Genomic DNA, 22,650 nt, shown 5'->3' with positions numbered 1-22,650 from the left:
TAAGCTATTGGTTAAGCGATTGTTTAAGCGATTGTTTAAGCGATTGATTTAGCTTTTGCTTTGTTCTAAGTAAGCACACAAAAATAGGTTAGAGAGTCTTACCAAATCAAGACTATCTAACCTACTGTTTTATTTATGGTTATCACTTAACTTCTTGAATAAAACCACAGCTTCGCCTTTCGCTTGAATACTAGATTCTTGCTTGCCAAACCCGTATTGCTGTTTGATTTGATCTGCGACTTTCTCAGCAATCATAATGGTTGGTGCATTGGTGTTTGCCCCAATCAGTGTCGGCATCACAGAAGCATCAATGACTCTCAAATTATCCAATCCATAAACTTTGAGATCTTTATCTACCACAGCTAAAGAATCGCTACTAGGTCCCATTTTACAGGTCCCGATCGGGTGATACTGAGTGTCTGCACGATTGCGAATATCTTGCTCGATAGCCTTGTCATCACTGGCGTCCACAGGGTAGAAAGCATTGCCTCGGATATCATCAAACGCGGAACTCTCTAACATTTGATACTGCTTCTTCCAGCCCTTAATCATGATCTCCATGTCTTCAGGATGACTGAAAAACGCAGGATCGATCTTAGGCGGATCATAGGGATCATTACTATTGAGCGTTACGGTGCCGTAGCTCTTCGGTCGCAATAAGGTGACATGAGAGGTAAAGCCATGACTGGTATGGATTTTTCTTGCATGGTCATCAACAACAGCGACCACAAATACAAACTCTAAATCCGGCACGGCAATATGATCTTCGGAACAAAGAAAACCAATCCCTTCAGCAAAGTTGCTACTCATTTTCCCGCGTCGTTCTTTGTGCCATAGCGGAAGAGCTTTGGTCATTTCAGAGGCCATTTGCAATGAAATGCCGAAGGTTTCGCGCTTTTCGCTGCATTTGTACGAATGCACTAAGTCGATATGGTCTTGGAGGTTCTTGCCTACTCCAGGCAACTCATGAACCTGTTCGATTCCATGTGTCTCTAGTTCAGTTTGAGCACCGACACCAGACAGTAACAGCAATTGGGGAGAACCAAACGCGCCAGCGGAAAGAATCACTTCTTTGTTGCATCGTATCTGATAACGCTTTCCGCTAGAACCATATTCAACACCAATCGCCTTCTTGCCTTCAAACAAAACCTTATGTGTGGTGGCTTTAGTCACGACCGTGAGATTCGATCGTGAAAGGTTTGGCGTTAAGTAAGCCTTGGCAGCACTGCATCGTTCACCATTCAGCTGTGTTACCTGCGTCGGCATCGCCCCAAACTGAGCAGCGCCGTTAATATCCTCATTGCGAGGTACACCTATCGATTCACACGCCGTTAAATAACGTTCCAACATAGGGCTTGGCGATCTAAGATTGGCCACATTAAGAGGACCACCTTGGCCATGGAACTCATCTTGGTGGACTTCGTTGTTTTCTGCTTTCTTAAAGTAAGGCAAACAGGATTCATAGTTCCAGCCAGCATTGCCCAAGCTTTCCCATCTATCGTAGTCATAGCGATGTCCACGAGCGTACATCATGGCATTGATAGAGCTAGAACCGCCAAGTGTCTTACCTCTAGGCTGATAGCCTTTACGACCGTTCAAACCCGGCTGTTCAACCGTTTCGAATGCCCAATTATTGAGTTTGGTTGGCATCATCGCCACCACGCCAACGGGTGTGTGAATGAATGGGCTGGTGTCTTTACCACCCGCTTCTAACAAGCAAACCGTCACATCAGGATCTTCCGACAGCCGAGAAGCCATCACACACCCAGCTGAACCACCGCCAACAATAATAAAATCATAACTATCCATTTGCCATCTCCGCTATTTCTAGTGGGTGTAACTCACGCTTCAAGATTTTTCCGGTTGCTGTCATGGGTAAGGCTTTACGAATGAATACCTTACGCGGGTATTTGTAGTCGGCGAGTTGCTCACGACACCATGCTATCAAGGCGGCACTATCACATTGCGTATGTTCGTGAAGAACCACATGCGCATGGATCTCCTCGCCTAAATGTTCATGATGCTCGCCTACCACCGCGACCATTTCGACATCGGGGTGACACATCAACACTTCTTCGACTTCACGTGGATAAACGTTGTACCCACCACGAATAATCATGTCTTTAACACGGTCAACAATGAACAAATTGCCATGCTCATCGACGCGACCGATATCTCCCGTTAAGAACCAACCATCACGAATAGATTCAGCTGTCGCCTCTGGCCTTTGATAATAGCCTTTCATCACACTTGGGCTTTTAATGCAGACTTCGCCGAGTTCACCCATAGCGACAGAGTTGCCTTGTATATCAGTAATCTTGATGAGGTGGCCACATAAAGGCTGACCGACACTACCCGATAAACGATCGCCATCAATATGATTAAAGGTCGCAACCGGCGCCGTTTCCGAGAGCCCATAACCTTCTAAGACTGGTAATTCAAAACGAGATTCAAACTGTCGTATAACCTCAAGCGGCATAGAAGCACCGCCAGAAACACCTAACCTCAAGCTGTGTTTAACCTGTTCAGAGCGTTTGCTTGTGTTTTCTAAACTATCAGAAGACTCTTCTCCCGCCTTTAATAGCGCGATATACATAGTAGGAACACCCGCAAATACGCTGACTTTATGGCTAATGATCTGTTCAATAACCAATGACGGTTCAAAACGAGGAATCAACACCATGGTGGACCCTGTTAGCACACTCGCGTTCATCATCACCGTCTGACCGAAGCTATGGAATAAAGGCAGTGTAGCCATTGTGGTGTCGCTGTACTCCAATCTCATTAGATACTGTGACGACATCGCATTGGTTTGCATGTTGGTGTGGGAAAGCTCAGCCCCTTTTGGTTGACCCGTCGTGCCAGAGGTATAAAGGATCACAGCGGTATCATCGCCATGACAAGCCACAGACTCAAAAGGAGTAAAAGGTTGTGCCAACCAATCAGCGATTGATTCATGCTCCTCATTACTTTCTAAAGTAGTGTCTGTGTTTGTTGGGATAGGCATCTCGACAAAGTGTTCACAGTGGTTTGCCTGCTCAAAACCTTGTAAACCATAGCGACCAATGGGAAGCTCTTCACTGCCGTCAAAACATAAATAGGCCTTCGCGTTAGAGTCATTAAGGTGATAAGCGATCTCTCTGGCCTTGAATAGCACGTTCAAAGGCACGACTACACAACCCGCTTTTAGAATCCCGTAATAGGCTATCGGAAAGTAAGTCACGTTCGGGCATGACAACGCTACCTTATCTCCGTTCTGCAACCCAAGTCTTTTCAAGTTAGCAGCCACGTTTCCAGAAAGTTGTTCTAACTGAGAAAAACTGATTTCATCCGATCCCATACGCAGAGCGGCTTTAGTTGGAAAAAGCGAAGCGCTACGCTCCAAATTAACAGCAAGATTGTGCATCCATGATCTCCTTGTGCGGCTTAGACCTGTTTGTGACGGTCACCGTAGACGTTCTAATCGTTGTAATAAGTCTCTTTCTTGTCATCACGAGCCTGCACATTGGTGTGTCATGTAGATAAGAGTCGTTATTGAGCAAAATGTTTGAGACGCTCCAATGTGCAGCCCAATAAATTACAACATTTCGATAACATTTCGAACAGGTTTCAAAAAGACAAAAACCGGTGATATTCGGACACAGCCTGCGCTAGCCCAATAAAACCTTGCACACATAAACCAAAATTTGGAACAAGCTTGCGAAAGTGAGAACAAGCAACAGGCGTAAATGTTAAAAGTTCGGTTAAGATATCGATATTCAACAAGAGGCAGCTTATGGAATACACCGCAGTTTACGAACCCGACATGCAAGCATTCGGCATTCTGGATCTTCAGTTGCTGCATCGTTACCTGTCGCCTGTTCTCAGTATCGAAGAGTTGCTCGAAGGCAGTAACATCGATGCTCTCCAACTCAACACACCCGATACACACATCACTTTGGCGCAAAAGCTTGCTGTGTTCAGTAATGCGTTAGCGAATTCCAACGAAGACGGATTGGGGCTTAAAGTTGGCCAACAAGCGAGGTTCAGCGATTTCGGCGTGCTCGGTTATGCGGTGTTTAGCAGCGAAACACTACTCGATGCCTTTTTAATCGGGTTTAAGTATCTGCAACTTGCTGGCCCTGTCCTCAGAAAAACCATGTCTGTAGAAGACAACATTGGTTACTTTCGCGCAGAGCAACTTATCGAACTCGATTCTTTACTGCCCTTTTGTTGTGAATACTGGTTCGCAGCGATACACAGTTTGTGCGAAGAGGTCTTACAGCAGCCCTTTCCTTCTCAAGTGATCCGCTTCCCCTATCCAAAACCTGAATACGACGATCTATACACAGAGATTTTCCGCTGCCCGGTTGAATTCAATAGTGACCGGCTTGAATGGGAGTTCGACGCAACCACCTTGTATTCATCTCTTCCTACCGCCAACCCCATCACTTTACAGATGTGCTTAAAATCGTGTGATGACATGTTGGCAAAAGTCAGTGCACCCAGTAGCCTCAAAGAGAAAGTCTCTCAGATGCTGATTGAAAGGCCAGGATGTTACCCTTCTATAGAATCCATTTCTTCAGAACTGGGCATGTCTTCTCGAACTCTGCGTCGTCACCTGAAAGCAGCGGATACGAGCTATCAGAAGATACTGGACCATGTTCGCTTTCACCTTTCCCGGCACTACCTTTCTTCAACTCGAATGAGTATTGAAGAGATATCTGAACGAGTTGGCTTTTCTGATAGCGCTAACTTTCGTCATGCCTTTCGTAAGTGGAGTGGTAACTCGCCACGTCAATACCGTAAAGAAACGGTCTAACACTTAAAATCCCACTCAATCCAAATCATAAAAAGACAATCACGCTGCAATCTTTTTCTAAATTAAACCACCAATGAACAACGGCTTAACGACTTTTTGCCCGCATAAAATCTCGCCAAACCACCAAATATCGCAACCGTATTTTAGTTTAGTTGGTCGATAAATTTCTTTTATCTTAACGACCATTTTTATTTGTTTTACCCAATTCAGTTTCTCCCCCATAGTCGCGGAAAATTCATCGTTTCTTTTACTATCAGAGGCTCCTGCATTGGACAACATCCAACCAACAACTCGCATAACTGTTCCTGTTATTGCATTGTCTTTTTACGCGATCGCTTCAGGCTACTTAATGAGTTCATTACCATTAATGCTGTCTGAGTATGGCTTAGACAAAGATCTATCGAGTTGGTTGGCGAGTGCATTCTATGCAGGTCTACTGGCTGGTACATTATTGATTGAACGTGCCATTGCGCGTGTTGGCCACAAAGATGCGTTCGTCATCGCATTGAGTGTGTTCATCGCAACGATCCTTGTATTGCCATTGATCCCACACCAAGCAGTATGGCTACTAGCTCGCTTTGTGGCTGGTGTGGCGGTTGCAGGTATCTTCGTGATTGTAGAGTCTTGGCTAATGAGCGGCGACGAGTCACAACGCGCAAAACGTCTCGCTATCTACATGTGTTCACTGTACGGCGGTTCTGCAGTTGGTCAGCTTGGTATCGGTTACCTAGGTATTACTGGTGGCGTACCTTTCATCGCAATGTTCACCCTTCTGTTTGGTGCGATCATTGTGCTGATGTACGGACAAGCAACTCCACCACAGATCCACGATGCGCAATCTTTGTCTTTAAAGCAGATCAGCAAATTAAGCCACAGCGCGCTAATTGGCTGCATTGTTTCCGGATTAACGCTAGGTGCGATTTACGGCTTGATGCCAGTTGAACTTGCTCAACGTAACATTGCACACGAAGACATTGGTGGTTTGATGGCTTTGGTTATCATGGGTGGTATGGCTGTACAGCCGATGGTGACTTGGTTATCTCACCACGTAGGACAAGTGTTATTAATGGCTTTGTTCTGCCTGCTAGGGGTTGCAAGCATTGGTGTGCTGACTATCAATCACGATTTCTACGTACTAGGCATGAGCTTGTTCGTATTAGGCATGGCCACATTTGCGCTATACCCAATCGCGATTAACTTAGGTTGCCGTAACCTTGACCCAAGCTACTTAGTGTCAGTGACTCAAATCATGCTACTTTGCTACAGCATCGGTTCTGTTGCGGGCCCAATCGTTGCAGACAGCTTTATGGATTCACAAGCAGGATTGTTCACTTACCTATTCGCGTCTCTACTTGCTACAACGATCTACATGTTGATTGCTAGCCTAAAGCGCTCTCACCTACAGATTGCAGGCGAGTAAGCTTAAATAGACAGACACTAGATGCGTGTCATTAGGGCTCCGAGTTCAGACTTTATGTCTAAGCGAAGGGCCCTTTTCAACTCATGCTTATATGTAACCTTCTTCTCCCACACTTCTCATTTCATCGTGCAAGGCTAACCAAGAAGTCGATGGCTCTTTCGATATTGACTGGGTGACAAACCGAAATGCTTTTTGAAACGATGCGAAAAGTTATAAGGATCTTTGTAGCCTAAGCGATTAGCAATCATAGAAACTGACCAATCTTGATATTTCAGTAGACTGGTGGCTTTGTCCATGCGTAATTGAATCAATTTACTGCGTGGTGAGAGGTTGAATAGCGTCTTGGTGACTCTATTGAGTTGCTCTTCACTGATGAACACTCTTTCAGCCATCCCTGCCACTGTCCATGGCTGATGCAGACTACTTTCAATTTCGTTATAGAGCGCTTGAACACGTGCAGTGGTGCTGGTCGACTTAGGCTCAAACCCCGTCAACGTTCGAATAATCTCACTCAAGAGTAACTTACGGTAACTGGCTCTGCCGCCTATCTCAAAGTAAACCAAGTTCATTAATGACCAGATCTGCTCACACTCTCCAAAAGGCACAACCCCCTGACCTAAACTTGCAATGTGCTGCCACTGCTTAGTGTCAGGCGTCAACATCCACGCCATTTTCCAATAATTATATTGAGGATCGAGTTCAAAACGAAATGGGGTTTCAGCAGGAAGCACCACGAGTGTATAAGGCGTAATCGCTTTGACCGATGCTGCGGTTGTTAGAATCCCGCCACCTTCCATAGTGAAAATCAACGTATGAACATTAACGGATTCGCGCTCAACCCAGTAGCCATCATATAGCTTCGCCATGCCGCCCATATAGACACCAAAGCTTTTCATCTCTGGAATATCTTCAACGGTCAAAAAACGTTCTTTGCACTGTTCAGCGAGAAAAACATCATCATGCCAAGTTGATTTTGGTCTCATTGAATCAATGACGGATTTGCACAGGTTTTGTTGTTTTTTAAACATGTTGTTACTTCGCTCAAATCACTATAGTTCTGCCATAAATCGGAGAACTTATGACAACTAACATCAACCCTAACTCATCTATGAATAACAAGCCAGAGAGCATCTTACCTCGTATCGTTAAACTTGGTTTGCCTGTTGCTTTGCAAAGTGCGCTTGTCGCTATTCTTGCCCTTGCTGACGTATTAATGGTCAGTGATTATGGTATGGAAGCAGCTGCGGCTGTGGGAATTGCATCAAAATGGCACTTCGTTGCTATTATGATTATGGCAGGGTTGGCCTCAGCAAACGGAACATTAGTCGCTCAATACTGGGGAAAGAACGACCGAAAAAGCGCGCGAACGGTATCATCTATCGCAATGGTGTTTGGCTTAAAAGTTCTGCTGCCTGTTACTGCAATCATCACTCTTGGTTCTCAGTTTTTAATGATGTTGCAGACCAGCGATCAAACCGTGATTGAACTTGGCGCGACTTACCTGTGGTATGGATTCCCTGTCCTTCTGCTGACTCACATTGTGGTCGTGGTAGAAGCAAGCATGCGCTCATCAGGTGACACCGTAACACCACTATTGCTTGGTGCGGTCACGATTGCCCTCAACATCGCACTTAACTTCGTACTCATTAAAGGTGCCTTCGGTATTCCAGCGATGGGCGTTGCAGGTGCGGCATTGGCAACCACTTTAGCGCGCTTGATTCAAGTGGGTTTGATGTATGGCTATATGCGCATGCGTAAACACTGGTTGTTAACTACGCCTAGCTCACCACATCGTCCGTCATTATGGTTGTCTTACCGTCGTATTGCTTTGCCACTAACGATGAATGCCGTGTTATGGGCAATGGGTACTATGGCATACCAAATGATCTTCGGTCACATGGGCACAACGGAACTTGCTGTGTTCTCTATGCTCGCGCCTTTTGAGTCGCTGTGTTACTCGATATTCTTTGGTATTTCTGTAGCGTGTTCCGTGTTGCTTGGTCACTCACTCGGTCGTGATGAGTTTGATGACGCTATGAGTATGGGTCTGACGTTCATCAAAGCCGTGGTTGGTTTTGGTGCGGTTGTCGGATTGCTACTGTTTATGGGCAAAGAGCATGTTCTAACATGGCTGAACCTTTCTACAGATGCGCTCTACCCGCTCGCTTCACCTGCAATGACCATTATGTGTTTTGCGGTGGTGATTCGTATGCTGAACATGGTGATCATTAACGGTATCATTCGTGCTGGTGGCGATAATGCGTTCTGCCTGCGTATGGATTTCATCGCGATGTGGATGGTCGGCATTCCAGTATGTGTTTACGGCGCGTTTGTCGCTGGATGGGATTTCAAATACATCTATGGTTTGATGTTGGTGGAAGAAGTGGTGAAACTGGCAATTTGTTCTCATCGTTACCTAAGCCGACGCTGGATCAACAACCTCACAGTGACCTACGACGAGCCTCAAGCGGCATAAACTATTTGGCTACATTTAAGCTGAGATAGCAGCGTATCTACATCAAAAAGGTCTGAGAAATCAGACCTTTTTCGTTTCTTCAGCAACCACTTTAGACGCCAGTTACTTCTTATTCATTCGGATATGACGGTTCGAAACATTCGGCAACGGCTTCTCAGGCACCTTTCTTTTTTCATGTATCAAATGTCTGATCGCTAAAATCGGATGCTTGAGTAACATTCTTGGCCCAGCATAGCGCATCACTAAACGCATCTGCTCTTTCGGATCGGGCTTATAGCAATGGATCGGACACTTATTGCACGTCGGTTTGGCTTCACCATAAGGGCAACGGTCAAGTCGTGTTTCGGCATAACGTAATAGTTGATCACACTCTTCACATAACGCGCCATTCTGACACACTGCACCGTGGTGATCGTTACAGTAGATGTGCACCATCGCAATAACGGTTTTGTACTCCGTTGCGAGTTCGCCTTGTAGAATGTTGTTATGTTGAAACATGATTAATTGTCCAGAGATAAACCGTACAGGTTGAGATTAACGCTTTCACTTAATACGTCTTCGATTCGCTCAAACACAAAGCCTAACTTAGTCAGCAGTGCGATGCTTCGAATGTTATCAGAGGTAGTGATGGCAACTAAATGATCGATATCAGCATTCTGTTTAGCTTGTTCAATTATCGCTTGTGCCGCTTCTTGAGCAAAACCTTGTCCATACACCTCAGGAACAAAGCCATAGCCAATATCATGCGAGTCTAAGGTATCTCTTTTAATTAACCCGCAAATACCAATTGAGGTTAATGAGTCCTTCATTTCGACCATCAATAGGCAAACACCCTTCTCTTCATGCATCTTAAGAATGTTGTTTTCAATGTACTCGACAGCCTTTTCAGTGTTGTTGATTTCCTTATCACCAATGTAACGCAGGAAATCTTCTGAGCTGTATAGTCGTTGAATAAACGCCGCATCTTGAGGTGTGATCATTCTTAATCTTAAACGTTCGGTCTCGACTGACTGCATAGTGATATTTTCCTTGCTGAATACCATGTAAATATTGAGTTCTAGAGCTAAAATGATTATCCTCCACCGCCTAAACTAAATACAAGGCTATGCAGCAATGAACCGTAAGAAAAAAATCAATCAAATTCTAAAAAAGAAGCAGAAACAGGCGAATTCTAAACTGCATAGTAGCAACAAGCCTCGCTACATCTCTAAAGCTGACCGTGCAAAAATGGAAGCTGAAGAACAAGCGAAAGCAGCTCAAGAGCAAGCTGAAGGTTCAGTAGAAGCAACTGTTGAAGCTGAAGAGACAAAAGCTGCAGAGTAAGTTTATACTCGCAGTCCTCTTGTCTGACACTCTTTTCAGAGCCAACAGACAAGAACAAAAAAGCAGCCTCAAATTGGGCTGCTTTTTTGATCCTACCATTTTTAATCGCGCTGGTTAGCCTTTGAATGGCTGCACTTCCCAACGGGCAAACGGTGCTTTTGCGTTGATTCCCGCTCTGCCCCAACGATCAACAGAATCCACTACCAAGATACGCTCATTCGGTACCAATGATTTAATCAAGTTGCTTGGCTTTTTCGCTGTAACTAACCATAGAGCATCATCTTCCGAAAACATCTCTTTAAGCTTGGCTTTGTCCTGCTCTGTCCATTCCAGTTCAGCTTTGAACATGCGTTCTTCAACAAACAGTTGGCTGCCAGAGGCGAAATCTTCCAAGCTTTCTGAAAGCAACAATACTGAATCTACGTCATTGTCGAGCAATACTGCTTGCTGCTTGTTGATCAGTTCACGAACATCCAACATCACACGTTGTAAGTTGCTATCAATCGTTTCAGCTTGCGCAGGCCACAACAACTTAAAGTCATCAGCCACAATTGCCGCCATACGCGTTAGATTGGTTGGGTTTAACCACGCGTATTTAGACACTTCACCATTTGATAACGTCAGCGCAGCTACACCTTGCGCGCGCGGTGTAATCGCTTGAGCCGCATCCACTTCAACCAAACGGATATTGCCCTGTCTTGCGTATACAAATGTAGGATCAGCTTGCCAAATAGATGACAGCGTTAATGCTACGGTCGCCTTTTCGCCGGATTGAAGGACTTTGCTTGCGCCTTTAGTACCAAACCAGTTTGGCAGACGATCAATGCCGTAGCGCTTTGGTGGCAGATATTCGGTGGTAATGTCTGTGCCTTTGGTTAGCTCTGTCGCCAAAGCATAAGTCACAGGCGTACTGGTAAGGATATCCTCGGCATTAGCACTGATAGACACCATTGAGCCGGCCAACCATAGGCTGCTAACGGCACCAACTTTAGTAATAGCCTTCACTGTTCTTGAGATACGATTAATTAAAGAGGTCATGATTATGCCTTTCTTATAATCCGGTATAGCGTTGCCGCTAGGAAAAATGTCGCTGAAACGATGATGATCGAAGCGCCCGAAGGTACTGGTAGTTTCAATTCCATAGGTAAGACGGTTCCAACTAAACACGCGACTGTTGCCAGTAATGCCGACAGCAATACAAAGCTGCCCATGCGTTTAGTTAACAAGCGAGCTGTCGCACCTGGGATCAGCAATAATGCACCAACCAGAACAGCACCTACGATCTTCACCGCTGCAATCGTCACTAAGGTGATCATCATGACAAACAAGTAGTCGTAGAAACTGGTGTTATAACCACGAACCTTGGCAATATCAGGGCTGATACAGGTTAGAAGAATACGGTTGAACGTCGGTATCAAGAGCAAAATAATGATCGCGCAGCTGCCTGCGAGAATCGCTAAGTCTTGGTCTGTTACCGTCAAAATCGAACCAAATAGTACGTTCTCAAGCATGTGGATGTTGATCTTACGCGCCACGTACATCAGCAATGCCGCACCCACTGCCAGTGCTAAAGCAAGGAAAACGCCAACTAAAGTATCGTATGGCACATTGGTTCTGTTTCTTACAAAGTGAAGAAGCAGCGCGAAGATCATACAGAAGCTAAACAGACCAATAATTGGGTTTTCTGGTGGCTCGCCAAGCAACACACCTATAGCGATACCGGTTAATGCCGCGTGGCCTACCGCTTCAGAGAAGAAAGCCAAACGCTTAGCAATCACCAAAGTACCCAGGCCACCTAGTAACGGGCCCAGTAACAATGCAGCAACCAGTGCATTGACCATGAACGCATACATGAAGCTGTCAGATAACCAACCCGCTTCAACACCACTTACGGCAAGTTGTCGTAGCCAATCCATTACGCAACCTCCTTCGGTTTGTTCATCGCAGCACCACTGCTGTAATGCTGGAATAAGCTTTCAATCTTACTTGGATGTAGTACCTGTTCGTGTGGACCACTATCAACCAAGAATCGATTCACAACATGTACATTGGCTTCAAGGCGACGTACTGCGGTTACATCGTGGTGAACCGCAAGGATCGTGCGACCCTCGTCAACACATTCACGAATCAGCGATTCAAGATAACGAACGCCCTGCTCGTCCATACCCGTGGTTGGTTCATCCAACACCAGTAGACTTGGGTTATCTAATAGCGCTTGGGCAAACAGCACGCGTTGCTGCTCACCACCCGATAACTGTCCCATGCGGCGGTCGCTACGAGTAGCCATACCAACGCGATCTAATTGTGCGAGTGCAAGATCCAATTGCTTAGACTTACGACGCCAAAATAGCGGAATTCGAGTTTGGTTAAGCAACACGAAATCCATGACCGTCAAAGGCAAGCTCGATTCGAAGGTCGCTTTTTGTGGAACATAACCGATACTTGGCTTTTCTGGCCAATGAATATTGATTTGCCCAGAGAAAGGCGTCAAACCAAGAACAGAGCGTAGCAGAGAGGTTTTACCACCGCCGTTTGGCCCCATGATTACATGGCACTCACCCGCTTTAAGTTCTAGTGAGATATCGTCAAGAATGACGTTGTTGTCATATTGCAGACCGAGTTGATTGATTGAAATCGATGGACCTAACATTATGCGTTCCCGCTTTTAGCTTGGTTCGCCGCCGCAAATTTCATTGCTTCGATTAATGTCTCGAGATTCTTCTGCATCTCAACTTCGACTTTGTCGTCTTCATATTCGCCATGCGTCATGTGAGAGAAACGGTAAAGCTGAACACCCGTTTCCGCTTCAATCGTGTCAACAAAACGGTTTGGCATGTTTAGCTCGTAGAACAACACGTCAATGCCCGATGCGCGGATCTTTTCGATCGTTTCTTGCAACTGGCTCGCACTTGGTTCAACACCGTGTGCAGGCTCAATCACCGCCGCAACATCCACACCAAATTCTTGAAGGATGTAGCCATACGCATTGTGCGTGGTCGCCACCTTCATACCTGAAGTATCTAACTCACCTAATGACAACATCGCATCGCGCTTCATAAAGCGAAATTGCTTTGCGTATTTACGTGCATTCTTACGATAAAAAGCCGCGTTGTCAGGGTCGAGCTTAGAGACCTCACTCGCGATGGTGTAAACCTTTTGAATTGTTGTCGAAAGCCCAACAAAGGTATGTGGGTTAACGGCACCTTGACCAACAGACTGACCAAGAGCAGGAAGTAGAGGCACTTCTTTGTTTGCTTCGATCACGACTAAGTCATCACGTTGCGCTGCTGAAATCACTTTAAGCGCAAAGTCATCGTGACCAATACCGTTTACTACGATTGCATCCATTTGGCTCAATCGTTTTAAATCATTGGGTTGTGGTAAGTAGTTATGTGGGTTGAAACCTGCGTCAACCAAAGGAAGAATGTTCACTTTGTCACCTACCACGGCTTTCACGTAGCTGTAGTATGGTTGAAGTGTGATACCAATCGTCAGCTTGTTGCTGTCGATCTTATATTCTTTTGCCAATGCATTGGGTGCCATGAACACCGCTAATAACGACATGAACAGAGTCATAATTCGCATAGTAATTCTCTTATTATTAGTGAGCATCGCTTTCATGATGCTGTTCAATTTCTGATTCGTTCACGACCATTTTCCAACCCGTAGACTCTAGCGTGTGTTGGTCAAAAGTAGCGGGCTGTTTCGCTACACCGCCCAAGAAGATCCAGATTTCAGGAGAAACGCTGTTCGCATTTAAAATAAAGGAATCCGCAAAACCATGATCGGTAGGCGTAGCTTGTTCACTTGGAGTAGAAAAGTAATAACCACGCCCGTCCAGTACCCAAGCATGAGAACCTTTGCGCTTCCAACTCTGATCTTCTACAAACGGGGCAACCCATTCATCTTTAAGTGATGCAACACTCGGCCATTCACCATCTGAGTCCATGCGCAGGTCACGGATTTCTTCATGCGCTAAACGCAGCTCTGATAGCATCGCCAAGTTTTCTTGTTCAACATCAGTCACAAGAATTTGATGATCAAGCACTGCTTTAACGTGGGATTCTGCCTGATGAAATGGGATCGCGACGGTTGCAAAGCAAAGGATGAACACAATGATCAGCCCTACCCATTTGCCCTCTCTGCCGCCCGTATCAGCACGTACGCTTTGAATCATCATTTTTCGCTGATCTCAACAACATCAACTTCAACGGGAAATTCATGGCCTGAATCAAACACAAGGTAGAACTCAGTGTCAGGGTGCGGGAATTCAACGATAGAACGTTTATCTGTCATCTCTTTTGCAATCAAGTTGTCTTCGTAATCGTACATCCCAACCGCGTAATCAATCGCTTTGCTGCCATCCGAATAACCCGCTTCACAAGCAACGGTTTTGCCTTCAAACCAGCAGCTCATCAGTGGAAAGTGTGCTTGCGCAGGCAATGCAGCGAAACCAAGTCCCAGAGCTAAGCAAGGAGTCATTAAAGCGTTAAGTTTTGTTTTTATTGTCATGGTTCATACCCTAGCCACAGTGCAAATTCTCAGAAGTAAACTGAGCGATAAAGGGCTCAAATGAGCCCTTAAGTTTTTTGGTTCTTAATCAGGGATCTAGTCCCGATATCACAGACTATTGAAGCAGTGCTTCGAACGTTAGGTGAACGTTCGCGCTTGCTTTGTCTGCCAATGGGTTGTCAATCAACTCACCTTTGTAGTTCGCTTTCATTACGTAACGACCCGCTACGTCTGGAGTAAACGTGATTTCACCGTTCTCATCACTCACTACATCAATCTGCTCTTGGTGGTTGCGATAAAGCGTACCTTCACGAGTGATCTCCGCTTTCACATCTTTCTGGATTTCACCGTTGTAGAAGAATTGGAATGTTACTGGTTCTCCTTCAACGATGTCTGAAGGGTGAGTCACTGGCTTCATCTCAAGTAGCTTGCCTTCAATTTTGAACACTGAATCCGTTGGCTTACCTACCGTGATGTAGCTTTCTGCACGAGTGAAGCTGATTTGTGTTACCACGTCACGTGCTTTTTCTGGTAGTACTGAATCACGCTCTGCTTTGTTTTCTTTAATCCACTTCACGGTGTCGCGACGGCCCGCTTTGTACTGTGTGTAGTAAGACGGATAGTTGTTGATTGCCACTTTGTGTGTACCTTCTTCTTCAAAATAGAAGTCGAAGATTGAACGACGCTTGCCACGAATCACAAAGTTAGGACGCTCGCTGCGGCCATCAGGCATGATGACATGAGCATTTTCGCTGCCTGCAGGCTTATCAAAAACAAACGTACCGTGAGACGCAGTAACGTCGAACGTTAGCCAATCACCACCTTCTTTAGATACAGTGAAGTGAGATGGCAGAATCCAACGTGGGTGAGCTTGTGCTGTTGTCGTTGCTGCTAAGCCAAATGCCATCACACCTGCTAGAGCAAGTGCTTTAATTTTTGTTTGTTTCATCATGTTCAATTCCATTATTTATAATTGTTAGCCGTGTCGCTCTATCTGAGCCTACGATGACCACTGTCTATTCTGTTCAGCTTGGTTTTAGTTCGTACTTACTAGTTACTGTTCGCACTTACTATTTAGCGATGTAGTTCAGGGTGATTTCACCCGTCTCTTCCGTTGCTTTTAATTCGTAAGATGCGTTTGAATCTGTGAGTGATACTTTTTGACGAAGGTAGTTACGGCCACCGTGTTCGCGAACCACTTCGATATGAACCGTGTACTCACCTTGTTCTAACGTTTCACCGCTGTCGCTCTTGCCATCCCAAACGAAACGGTACTGACCAGCAGGACGTGTTGCAGACGTTACAGCATCAACCAGTTCACGATCGTAACGGCCAACCTTTCTCCACCAGCTACGCAGATCTTTAAGCCATTCATCTTTACCGACCCAAAGCTCGATGGTTTTCACTGACTTTCGTTCGCTGTTCTCTACCCACACCGCCACATAAGGACGTGCATACATAGACGTATCAATCTTTGGAAGCTCAAAGCTGACATCAAGTTTTGCCGTATCAGGAATCGCTTGTGCCATACCTAGGCTTGGCAAAAGAGATAAAGCAAGAAGCGCCTTGCTCCAGTTCATTTTTTTCATGTTTAACAACCTTTTAAATCCGTTTAACCTTAAGTTCGTTCTTCAATCCGATTCATCAATCGAATCAAGCGTTAAGGCACGGCGACAAAATAGATAACAAGTGAGATTGCAGACCCAAACACCGTCCATTTGATGGAGGTATTAAGCGTCTTTTTCTTAGGTAACAGTAAGCACACGCCGGTAAGCACAAAGAAGATCATCAGTAGCGCAGTGATATCGATAAACCATTTCCATACTTCACCGCTGTTACGACCTTTATGTAGATCGTTCAACAATGCGATAACGCCGTAATTCGTAGTTTCGACTTCTACAAATTCAGACGTAACGTCAACAAACACGGAAGCGTTGTAGCCCGGTCCTTTGAAGTCCATAGACACTTCACCGATGAGCAACTCACCGTCTTCGATCTCTGCGTAGATGTCCAAGCCTGAAGGAACGCCGGAGAGGTTAGCTTCTTCAAACAGAAACGTTTCAAAGGCTGTCTCGTCAGCTTTTAAACGGCCGTCTTGGATCGTAAATAAACTCGTAGGAAGCGTTAGCGTAGAGCGTTGGATATTGGGTTGGCTTGATTCAAATAACTCAGGTCGGTTCAGGGTTATACCTGTCACTGAGAAGAAAAGAACCACGAACAGAAGCGCCATAGAAATATAAACATGAAGTCGACGAGCCCATGACTGAACCGCCCTACTTTTTAACGACATACAAACCAATACCTATAAATTTTATGGCGACAATTTAGTTGATAATCATTCGTATTGGCATTCAATTTACATTGTTTACGTTTGCTGAGCGGCGTAAGGAAATTTACATAACATTACATGGGAAGTCATCGAACTGTATGCATATTCTTGCTAACGTGTACTAAAGAGATTTGATTCGTTCTATCAGAGCTTATCGATAACAGGTCAAAGCTCAAAAAAGCTCAATCTCAACATGCTTGATTGAGATGGGTTTAAGGTAACAGTCGTAGCTTTAAGGATAGAAAGTTGGGACTATTTGATCACTGGTTTGATGATAGCTAATGAAGCTTAAAAGGATTTGAAATGCGTATTTTTGTTTTGGCTTTTGCTGCGCTAGCAACGGCGTGCACCAGCCAAATAATCAGCACGGAAGAACATATTCAACAATACATCGGTTCAGACATAACCGATGTACAAGAACGTTATCTCACCGAACGGTCACGCCCTATCAGTTTTTGGGCGTCTCGAAACTATGCTTGGATTGAAACCAAGAAACCGTTAGACAATGGTTATACAGTACACGCATTCAAAAACCCTTATCGTGACTGCACCATTAATTGGGTTGCTGATACCAGCGGCGTGATTCAAAGTGCTACGTCCAGCGGCACGATGTGCGAGCCTTAACTGCCGCATTGGAACGATAAAGTTCAAAAAGCTTTAACCGCCAAAATTAAAAAGGGTGTCATTTGAACCATCAAATGACACCCTTTTCTCTATATTACTTTCTCTTGTCTTCTATTGTGCTATTCGCAGTTAGACGTTGCCGTTATCACTCACTGTTCTTAGCTGAGTCAGATATTTAATCCAACCTTTTGCCTCAGAAGAAGGCTCAATGTTGTTCGCACGTTTCGCTTGAGCAAGAGCATTATCAAGATTCTTTAGCTTGTACCATGAACGTACTTTCGCTAAAGCAACATCAGCTTGCTTGTTCTTGTCTTTCACTTTATCCAAAACAACCAGAGCACGATCGTAGTAACCTTGTTGAACCAGTAACTGAGCCACATTCCAATGATATTGCGTGTCTTTTCTAGACGCTAACGTCCACACTTCAATAGCACTGTCCCACTCTTTCGCTAACTGCCAGTAGGTTGCTTGCTCAGCCAGAAGTTGAACATCGCTGTTCGCATCATCTAACTTACTAATTTCTTGTGCTGCGCGCTCTGGAATGCCACGTTTCGCGTAAAGCTGCGCTAACAAGCGGCGATCTGAGTTCTTCAGCTCAACACCTTGTAGATCAGCCAGTGCTAACGTGTTCAATGCATCACGATTACGATCTAACCTAAGTTGAATACCAACCAGTTGACGCCACCAGTTATCTTTCTCGGGTTGAAGTTCAATCAAGCTTTCCAGTGTAGGAATCGACTGTTTCCACTGCTTTAACTGAAGCTGTGCGCCCAGTTTTAGCGATAGAGGTGATAACTCTGGTTTTGAATTGAACTTGTCGTGATTACCGATGGCCACTAGGACTTTCGACCAGTTTTCGATTTGGTATTCCGCTTGTGCAATTCGCATCCAAAGCACGTCTTTCTTTTCTGCCTCTGGCGCTGTTTTTACTAACTCGTAGTAATGTGGAAGCGCGTTTTTGAACTGTTGATCGTTTAATAACAGATCCGCAAGCATACGCTTCGTTATCCAAGCTTGTTCATCCACCAGCAAATTGGTATCGACGGCGTATGTAAGCTGCTTAATCGCCTTATCGGTTTTGCCATCTTGCCAGTAAAAAACACCTAGCATACGAGCTACGTACGCTTTGTCGTAGCCCTTAGAAAGCTCTAAACCTGCTAGTACGTCAATGGCCTGTTTAACCTGTTCATCTTGAGCAAGCTTATGCGCCTTTTGAACACGAATAGCAGTATATTGGGTTAGCTCTTGTGCCTGTGTTGTAAGGGGCATTAACAACAAGCCCACTAATATCCATATATGTTTCATCATTTTGCCAACTTAAACTCTAGTTTCACGGTTTGACCAACCTGAGCTATCGCTTTTCCATCGACGACTTTCGGTTGATATTTCCATTTTTTAAGTGCTCTCATCGCTTCACGTTCAAACATACGACGTGGGTTTGCGTCAGTGACTTGAATGTCAATTGGGCGTCCCGTTTCGTCGATGGTAAAAGACATTATCACATGGCCTTCAGCTCCACGCTTCAGCGCTTTAGGTGGGTAACGAGGTTCTACTCGATACAGAGGCATTGCTTGTTGGTTTGACCCAAAATCAGAAAATGTCGGCGCGTTAATCGCTAGGCCGTCAATGGATGTATTCAAATCCAAAGAAGGTAATGAAGACATCGAATTCAGAGGCGTAACTTCAGCTTGTGACTGAGACGTTTGCGCTTCCGGTGGCGGCTCTGGCATTTCTGGTTTTTCAGGAACTGCACGTTGTCTTCTTTGGATTTCTTGTTCTTGTTCCACCATTACCATGTTGAAACTTAACGTTTCACTGTTGTCTGGTGAACGTTGGTGACCATTATCGACCATCCAAGCCATAAAAGAAAACAGAGCTAAGCCCAATGCACCCGCTAGCGGTAAAGCAAGAAATAGGCGAATCATTTATGAAGATCCTCCAAGATCATCGCTTATCAGCAGCAAGCGCAATGTTTTTAACACCTGCACCTTTCGCGGCATCCATCACTTTAACAACAGTACCGTTGTAAGCGTGTTCATCCGCTTGAATAACCAAAGAAGCATCAGGTTGTTCTAGCAACAAGTGCTCTAACGTCGCTTGGACACGTTCAACATCTACGACACGCTTGTCGATGAAAATGTCGTTTGCAGAAGTAATCGCAACAAAGATGCCTGCATCCTTTTGGCTTACTACGTTAGAAGCTTGTGGGCGATTGACTTCCACCCCTGACTCACGAACAAATGAACTGGTCACAATAAAGAAAATAAGCATGATAAAGACAATATCAAGCATCGAAGTAAGGTCTATTTGAGCCTCTTCGTTTTTAGAATGACGTCGACCGAGTCTCATCGTTGACTCCTTAAAGATTTTTCTAATTTCAATTCTAAGCGGTTACATACTTTCGCTAAGCGAGCGTGAACGAACATGCCCGCTAACGCTGCAACCATGCCTGCCATGGTTGGCAGTGTTGCTAACGAGATACCTGAAGCCATCAATTTAGGGTCACTGCTGCCTTGTGTCGCCATAACATCAAAAACAGAGATCATACCGGTTACAGTGCCTAGCAAGCCCAACATCGGGCAAATTGCGACTAACAGCTTAATAAAATTCAAGTTTTGGTTAAGTAAGATACTCGCTTGCCCCAACCAACCTTCACGAATGGCTTTGGCATGCCAAGAAGAGTGATCTTCTCTTTCATGCCACTTAGTAATCCAAGCTTGGCGCTGCTTTGGAAAGTAGAACGCAAGATAAAGCACACGTTCGACTACAAGCACCCAATATACTAGGACGACAGCCGCTAGCCACCACAGGACGAAACCGCCCTGCTCCATAAAGCTTGATAAAGACAGCAGCCAGTCACTCGTTAACCAACTCGCTGGTAATAGAGAACCCGACAAAATATCCATTACGCAGCAGTCCCAACTGGTGAAACCACAGCTTTTGATTCAACCGTTTTTTCTGCCTGTTCAGCAACAAGGCCAATACCTTGTTTCTCAAGAATGTTGCGAATGTTTTCAGCCTGAGTGCTAAGAATGTTGTGTGCTAATAGCAGAGGCATTGCTGCAACAAGACCAAGTACGGTTGTTACTAGCGCCATAGAAATACCACCCGCCATCACTTTAGGGTCGCCATTACCAAACTGTGTGATCACTTGGAATGTTTCGATCATGCCAGTTACAGTACCTAGAAGACCTAACATTGGCGCAAGTGCCGCTAGAAGTTTTAGCATCGATAAACCTTTCTCTAGGTGAGTTTGTTCATCCACTACCGCTTCTAAAAGTCGTAGTTCTAGTGCTTCAACGGTTTGGTTTTGCTCTTTGTTGTAAACCGCAAGAACACGACCTAGAGGGTTATCACCCGCTTGCTCTGGGTTCTTAAGTTGAGCGCGAATTTTCTGGCGAGCGATAGCCAAAGAAATACCACGAACTAATGCGATGATTAAGCCAATTGCAAGCAAGCCAAGAATCACTTTACCAACTACACCACCCGCTTGAAGGCGATCAGTTAGGCTTGGTGTTAGCGCTAGTTGCTCTAGCATGAACCCACGAGAAGGATCGACAACCACGTTAGACACATCGCCATTCGCTAATGTAGATAGCGATGCTAAAGTTGGACCATTCGATGGCTGTTTCAGATACGCAATCGCATCTTCACGCTGTGTGTTCCAGCTAACATAGCCTTGGTCTGTTACTAGGCCGATTGAACCTAAACGATAAGCGTCGACAGTTTGTGTGTTGCCTTCACCATTGATGAATGCAATTTGAGATTTGCTCAGCTCAGAGCTCGCTTGGATCTGCTCTACCATACTCATCCACAAGCCAGAAAGCTGTGGCATTGATGGTAGTGATTTCGCATCGATAATTTGATCAACAGTTGCCGTGTGTTCAGCGCGATCAACACTGTTCACGGTTGAGCTAAGCTCTGCGCCGAGTTCTTTTGCGTTTTGACGAACGACACCGAACAGCTCACCTAAGCTACCGGTTTCTAAACGCAGCTTCTCTTCTAAGCGAGCAAGCTTGTTTTCGTTATCACTGAAGGTTTGAGTCAGAACATCTGTCGCACCTTGGATAGACGTACGTTTCGCTTCAAGCTGAGCTTTGATCGCTTTCAGTTCTTGTTCTGTCTTTTTGAAATCAGCTTCACGCACTACGTTGTGAGAAGCTTGAGTTCGACTCTCTGATTTTGCTTTATTAACTAGCTGAGCCGTCGTGTCTGATGCAGAGAAAGCAGAAAATGAAATAGACGTAATGCAAAGCAATGCTGCTAATGGCTTTAAGTTCATTACTTAACCTCCGCAACAGTTAAAGAAACAGGTAAAGTAATTAGGCTTGGCGCCGCTTGTTGGCTTGCAATGTCGTAAGCTTTATCTAGCTCAGATTTCATTGAAGAATCTAGCTCTTGCCACTGATTTTGTGTTTGATTCCAAGACCAGTATTGGCTGCCATTTAAGTTACGAGCCACCAAAGAGATACGACCTAAGTGCAACACGTCTGCTTCAATCGTTCTGTCGCTGCTCAATGCAACACGGCCTTGGTAAGCACCGAGCTTGATGCCGTAGTCCATCTCGATTTGGTAAGCTTCTAAGATACGACGATATTTCTCAGCATCACTCACATCAGCACGAGTCATCATTGCTTGCAGCTTTTCAACTCTTTCTAGACGTTGCTCTTTCCTGATTGGCACATCTTGTTCAACTAACTGCTGAAGGCCATCAATCATCTGGTACATCAAAGGCACAACACCTTGACGTGTGTATTTGATCTCGTCGATCTGCCCTTCAATGCTCTGAGCTTCTTGATTCTGGCTCTCAACCAATGCAGCAAGGTGATCGTGATAGATTTCTAGATTTTTCACTTCTTCTTGCAGACGCTCAATCTCAGCTTGCAGCATTAAAGTCGCTTGTGAGCTTTTATCAATAACCTTTTGGCTCGAAGCCGACGCGTTATTGGTCTTGTTTTGAATTGATTGAGCTTGATCCAAGCTGTTTGCCATAGAAGACGTTGCAACCAAACTGATGGCAAGCGCTAGGCTAGTTTTTAAAAGATTCATAATTGTAGTCATTTACTATAGAAGAAGGTCAAATACATTTTATTGATAAATACTATTATTGATAAGCACTCTCATTATCATTAAAAGTCACTCTCATTACTAGGGATATTTTTACT

The 22,650-nt window shown here is 44.9% G+C and carries 26 protein-coding genes; 5 read left to right on the top strand and 21 right to left on the bottom strand.

Annotated elements, in window-relative coordinates; genetic code table 11:
* Positions 1–129: 129 nt before the first annotated feature.
* Positions 130–1,809, bottom strand: a complete 1,680-nt coding sequence (locus AB4558_RS03015; RefSeq protein ID WP_372150632.1) for a GMC family oxidoreductase — start codon at positions 1,807–1,809, stop codon at positions 130–132.
* A complete protein-coding gene (locus AB4558_RS03010; RefSeq protein ID WP_017060127.1) occupies positions 1,802–3,406 on the bottom strand; it encodes a long-chain fatty acid--CoA ligase in 1,605 nt (534 codons plus the stop codon). The genes AB4558_RS03015 and AB4558_RS03010 overlap by 8 nt, the downstream gene beginning before the upstream one ends.
* Positions 3,407–3,775: 369 nt before the next feature.
* Here AB4558_RS03010 and AB4558_RS03005 point away from each other — a divergent pair, with 369 nt between their 5' ends.
* Positions 3,776–4,801, top strand: a complete 1,026-nt coding sequence (locus tag AB4558_RS03005) for an AraC family transcriptional regulator (RefSeq protein ID WP_372072950.1) — start codon at positions 3,776–3,778, stop codon at positions 4,799–4,801.
* Positions 4,802–4,858: 57 nt separating this feature from the next.
* Here the strand turns inward: AB4558_RS03005 and AB4558_RS03000 are convergent, their stop codons facing one another.
* Positions 4,859–5,098 carry a hypothetical protein gene (locus AB4558_RS03000; protein WP_017060129.1) on the bottom strand — a complete coding sequence of 80 codons (240 nt, stop codon included), beginning with the start codon at positions 5,096–5,098 and terminating at the stop codon, positions 4,859–4,861.
* Between AB4558_RS03000 and AB4558_RS02995 the strand changes: the two genes are divergently transcribed.
* The gene (locus AB4558_RS02995) at positions 5,070–6,221 is read left to right on the top strand and encodes an MFS transporter (RefSeq protein ID WP_029235229.1); all 1,152 of its coding nucleotides are present in this window, start codon (positions 5,070–5,072) and stop codon (positions 6,219–6,221) included. The genes AB4558_RS03000 and AB4558_RS02995 overlap by 29 nt on opposite strands.
* A gap of 134 nt (positions 6,222–6,355) precedes the next feature.
* Here the strand turns inward: AB4558_RS02995 and AB4558_RS02990 are convergent, their stop codons facing one another.
* Entirely contained in the window at positions 6,356–7,249 is an 894-nt protein-coding gene (locus AB4558_RS02990; RefSeq protein WP_372072948.1) for a helix-turn-helix transcriptional regulator, read from the bottom strand.
* Positions 7,250–7,299: 50 nt separating this feature from the next.
* Between AB4558_RS02990 and AB4558_RS02985 the strand changes: the two genes are divergently transcribed.
* A complete protein-coding gene (locus AB4558_RS02985) occupies positions 7,300–8,697 on the top strand; it encodes an MATE family efflux transporter (protein ID WP_102394368.1) in 1,398 nt (465 codons plus the stop codon).
* 102 nt (positions 8,698–8,799) lie between these two features.
* On the opposite strand, the gene AB4558_RS02980 is transcribed toward AB4558_RS02985, so the two are convergent.
* Both AB4558_RS02980 and AB4558_RS02975 read right to left on the bottom strand, forming a co-directional pair.
* Complete coding sequence (locus tag AB4558_RS02980; RefSeq protein ID WP_372072946.1) at positions 8,800–9,195, bottom strand: nitrous oxide-stimulated promoter family protein; 396 nt, start codon at positions 9,193–9,195, stop codon at positions 8,800–8,802.
* A 2-nt stretch (positions 9,196–9,197) separates the two neighbouring features.
* On the bottom strand, positions 9,198–9,713 hold the full coding sequence (locus AB4558_RS02975) for a GNAT family N-acetyltransferase (protein WP_372072945.1): 516 nt from the start codon (positions 9,711–9,713) through the stop codon (positions 9,198–9,200).
* A gap of 97 nt (positions 9,714–9,810) precedes the next feature.
* On the opposite strand from AB4558_RS02975, the gene AB4558_RS02970 reads away from it, so the two are divergent.
* Positions 9,811–10,020, top strand: coding sequence for a DUF2986 domain-containing protein (locus AB4558_RS02970; protein ID WP_017060973.1), 210 nt, complete (start codon positions 9,811–9,813; stop codon positions 10,018–10,020).
* A 114-nt stretch (positions 10,021–10,134) separates the two neighbouring features.
* Here AB4558_RS02970 and AB4558_RS02965 read toward each other — a convergent pair whose 3' ends face one another.
* The 9 genes from AB4558_RS02965 to AB4558_RS02925 form a co-directional block, all read right to left on the bottom strand.
* Positions 10,135–11,058, bottom strand: a complete 924-nt coding sequence (locus AB4558_RS02965; RefSeq protein ID WP_065584939.1) for an ABC transporter substrate-binding protein — start codon at positions 11,056–11,058, stop codon at positions 10,135–10,137.
* A gap of 2 nt (positions 11,059–11,060) precedes the next feature.
* Entirely contained in the window at positions 11,061–11,936 is an 876-nt protein-coding gene (locus AB4558_RS02960) for a metal ABC transporter permease (protein ID WP_050622353.1), read from the bottom strand.
* Positions 11,936–12,670, bottom strand: coding sequence for a metal ABC transporter ATP-binding protein (locus tag AB4558_RS02955; RefSeq protein ID WP_017067855.1), 735 nt, complete (start codon positions 12,668–12,670; stop codon positions 11,936–11,938). Before AB4558_RS02955 ends, AB4558_RS02960 begins: the two co-directional genes overlap by 1 nt.
* Positions 12,670–13,605: a metal ABC transporter solute-binding protein, Zn/Mn family gene (locus tag AB4558_RS02950; RefSeq protein WP_104216034.1), complete on the bottom strand. Its 936-nt coding sequence runs from the start codon at positions 13,603–13,605 to the stop codon at positions 12,670–12,672. The genes AB4558_RS02955 and AB4558_RS02950 overlap by 1 nt, the downstream gene beginning before the upstream one ends.
* Before the next feature lie 16 nt (positions 13,606–13,621).
* The gene (locus AB4558_RS02945) at positions 13,622–14,200 is read right to left on the bottom strand and encodes a DUF6162 family protein (protein WP_372072942.1); all 579 of its coding nucleotides are present in this window, start codon (positions 14,198–14,200) and stop codon (positions 13,622–13,624) included.
* The gene (locus AB4558_RS02940) at positions 14,197–14,532 is read right to left on the bottom strand and encodes a hypothetical protein (RefSeq protein WP_372072940.1); all 336 of its coding nucleotides are present in this window, start codon (positions 14,530–14,532) and stop codon (positions 14,197–14,199) included. Before AB4558_RS02940 ends, AB4558_RS02945 begins: the two co-directional genes overlap by 4 nt.
* Positions 14,533–14,647: 115 nt before the next feature.
* Complete coding sequence (locus AB4558_RS02935; protein ID WP_372072938.1) at positions 14,648–15,484, bottom strand: DUF4198 domain-containing protein; 837 nt, start codon at positions 15,482–15,484, stop codon at positions 14,648–14,650.
* Between the two features lie 118 nt (positions 15,485–15,602).
* Entirely contained in the window at positions 15,603–16,121 is a 519-nt protein-coding gene (locus AB4558_RS02930) for a DUF2271 domain-containing protein (RefSeq protein ID WP_102425150.1), read from the bottom strand.
* 71 nt (positions 16,122–16,192) lie between these two features.
* The gene (locus AB4558_RS02925) at positions 16,193–16,822 is read right to left on the bottom strand and encodes a PepSY-associated TM helix domain-containing protein (RefSeq protein WP_102428351.1); all 630 of its coding nucleotides are present in this window, start codon (positions 16,820–16,822) and stop codon (positions 16,193–16,195) included.
* Positions 16,823–17,164: 342 nt separating this feature from the next.
* Here AB4558_RS02925 and AB4558_RS02920 point away from each other — a divergent pair, with 342 nt between their 5' ends.
* Positions 17,165–17,485, top strand: coding sequence for a hypothetical protein (locus AB4558_RS02920; RefSeq protein WP_261886102.1), 321 nt, complete (start codon positions 17,165–17,167; stop codon positions 17,483–17,485).
* A 129-nt stretch (positions 17,486–17,614) separates the two neighbouring features.
* Here AB4558_RS02920 and AB4558_RS02915 read toward each other — a convergent pair whose 3' ends face one another.
* From AB4558_RS02915 to AB4558_RS02890, 6 genes are read right to left on the bottom strand one after another with little or no spacing between them, the layout of a single operon-like run.
* A complete protein-coding gene (locus AB4558_RS02915) occupies positions 17,615–18,793 on the bottom strand; it encodes a lipopolysaccharide assembly protein LapB (protein ID WP_102320786.1) in 1,179 nt (392 codons plus the stop codon).
* Complete coding sequence (locus AB4558_RS02910) at positions 18,790–19,410, bottom strand: energy transducer TonB (protein ID WP_102394361.1); 621 nt, start codon at positions 19,408–19,410, stop codon at positions 18,790–18,792. The genes AB4558_RS02915 and AB4558_RS02910 overlap by 4 nt, the downstream gene beginning before the upstream one ends.
* Positions 19,411–19,429: 19 nt before the next feature.
* Entirely contained in the window at positions 19,430–19,834 is a 405-nt protein-coding gene (locus tag AB4558_RS02905; protein WP_004739212.1) for a biopolymer transporter ExbD, read from the bottom strand.
* Entirely contained in the window at positions 19,831–20,391 is a 561-nt protein-coding gene (locus AB4558_RS02900) for a MotA/TolQ/ExbB proton channel family protein (RefSeq protein WP_004731144.1), read from the bottom strand. The genes AB4558_RS02905 and AB4558_RS02900 overlap by 4 nt, the downstream gene beginning before the upstream one ends.
* Positions 20,391–21,767: a MotA/TolQ/ExbB proton channel family protein gene (locus AB4558_RS02895; RefSeq protein ID WP_050646234.1), complete on the bottom strand. Its 1,377-nt coding sequence runs from the start codon at positions 21,765–21,767 to the stop codon at positions 20,391–20,393. Before AB4558_RS02895 ends, AB4558_RS02900 begins: the two co-directional genes overlap by 1 nt.
* The gene (locus tag AB4558_RS02890; protein ID WP_050622345.1) at positions 21,767–22,534 is read right to left on the bottom strand and encodes a DUF3450 domain-containing protein; all 768 of its coding nucleotides are present in this window, start codon (positions 22,532–22,534) and stop codon (positions 21,767–21,769) included. Before AB4558_RS02890 ends, AB4558_RS02895 begins: the two co-directional genes overlap by 1 nt.
* Positions 22,535–22,650 lie beyond the last annotated feature (116 nt).

The sequence above is a fragment of the Vibrio sp. 10N.222.51.C5 genome (genome assembly GCF_041474575.1).
GTDB classification, from domain to species: Bacteria; Pseudomonadota; Gammaproteobacteria; order Enterobacterales; family Vibrionaceae; genus Vibrio; species Vibrio crassostreae_C.
This window is presented reverse-complemented; position numbering and strand designations above follow the sequence as displayed.

Bases quoted from the DNA above. Each gene is read 5' to 3' on its own strand.
- AB4558_RS02890 (WP_050622345.1), bottom strand. From the start codon at position 22,534: ATGAATCTTTTAAAAACTAGCCTAGCGCTTGCCATCAGTTTGGTTGCA.
- AB4558_RS02965 (WP_065584939.1), bottom strand. From the start codon at position 11,058: ATGACCTCTTTAATTAATCGTATCTCAAGAACAGTGAAGGCTATTACT.
- AB4558_RS02915 (WP_102320786.1), bottom strand. From the start codon at position 18,793: ATGATGAAACATATATGGATATTAGTGGGCTTGTTGTTAATGCCCCTT.
- AB4558_RS02940 (WP_372072940.1), bottom strand. From the start codon at position 14,532: ATGACAATAAAAACAAAACTTAACGCTTTAATGACTCCTTGCTTAGCT.
- AB4558_RS02895 (WP_050646234.1), bottom strand. From the start codon at position 21,767: ATGAACTTAAAGCCATTAGCAGCATTGCTTTGCATTACGTCTATTTCA.
- AB4558_RS02990 (WP_372072948.1), bottom strand. From the start codon at position 7,249: ATGTTTAAAAAACAACAAAACCTGTGCAAATCCGTCATTGATTCAATG.
- AB4558_RS02935 (WP_372072938.1), bottom strand. From the start codon at position 15,484: ATGATGAAACAAACAAAAATTAAAGCACTTGCTCTAGCAGGTGTGATG.
- AB4558_RS03010 (WP_017060127.1), bottom strand. From the start codon at position 3,406: ATGCACAATCTTGCTGTTAATTTGGAGCGTAGCGCTTCGCTTTTTCCA.
- AB4558_RS02985 (WP_102394368.1), top strand. From the start codon at position 7,300: ATGACAACTAACATCAACCCTAACTCATCTATGAATAACAAGCCAGAG.
- AB4558_RS02950 (WP_104216034.1), bottom strand. From the start codon at position 13,605: ATGCGAATTATGACTCTGTTCATGTCGTTATTAGCGGTGTTCATGGCA.
- AB4558_RS02975 (WP_372072945.1), bottom strand. From the start codon at position 9,713: ATGCAGTCAGTCGAGACCGAACGTTTAAGATTAAGAATGATCACACCT.
- AB4558_RS03005 (WP_372072950.1), top strand. From the start codon at position 3,776: ATGGAATACACCGCAGTTTACGAACCCGACATGCAAGCATTCGGCATT.
- AB4558_RS03015 (WP_372150632.1), bottom strand. From the start codon at position 1,809: ATGGATAGTTATGATTTTATTATTGTTGGCGGTGGTTCAGCTGGGTGT.
- AB4558_RS02930 (WP_102425150.1), bottom strand. From the start codon at position 16,121: ATGAAAAAAATGAACTGGAGCAAGGCGCTTCTTGCTTTATCTCTTTTG.
- AB4558_RS02970 (WP_017060973.1), top strand. From the start codon at position 9,811: ATGAACCGTAAGAAAAAAATCAATCAAATTCTAAAAAAGAAGCAGAAA.
- AB4558_RS02910 (WP_102394361.1), bottom strand. From the start codon at position 19,410: ATGATTCGCCTATTTCTTGCTTTACCGCTAGCGGGTGCATTGGGCTTA.
- AB4558_RS02920 (WP_261886102.1), top strand. From the start codon at position 17,165: ATGCGTATTTTTGTTTTGGCTTTTGCTGCGCTAGCAACGGCGTGCACC.
- AB4558_RS02980 (WP_372072946.1), bottom strand. From the start codon at position 9,195: ATGTTTCAACATAACAACATTCTACAAGGCGAACTCGCAACGGAGTAC.
- AB4558_RS02960 (WP_050622353.1), bottom strand. From the start codon at position 11,936: ATGGATTGGCTACGACAACTTGCCGTAAGTGGTGTTGAAGCGGGTTGG.
- AB4558_RS03000 (WP_017060129.1), bottom strand. From the start codon at position 5,098: ATGCGAGTTGTTGGTTGGATGTTGTCCAATGCAGGAGCCTCTGATAGT.
- AB4558_RS02955 (WP_017067855.1), bottom strand. From the start codon at position 12,670: ATGTTAGGTCCATCGATTTCAATCAATCAACTCGGTCTGCAATATGAC.
- AB4558_RS02925 (WP_102428351.1), bottom strand. From the start codon at position 16,822: ATGTCGTTAAAAAGTAGGGCGGTTCAGTCATGGGCTCGTCGACTTCAT.
- AB4558_RS02905 (WP_004739212.1), bottom strand. From the start codon at position 19,834: ATGAGACTCGGTCGACGTCATTCTAAAAACGAAGAGGCTCAAATAGAC.
- AB4558_RS02900 (WP_004731144.1), bottom strand. From the start codon at position 20,391: ATGGATATTTTGTCGGGTTCTCTATTACCAGCGAGTTGGTTAACGAGT.
- AB4558_RS02945 (WP_372072942.1), bottom strand. From the start codon at position 14,200: ATGATGATTCAAAGCGTACGTGCTGATACGGGCGGCAGAGAGGGCAAA.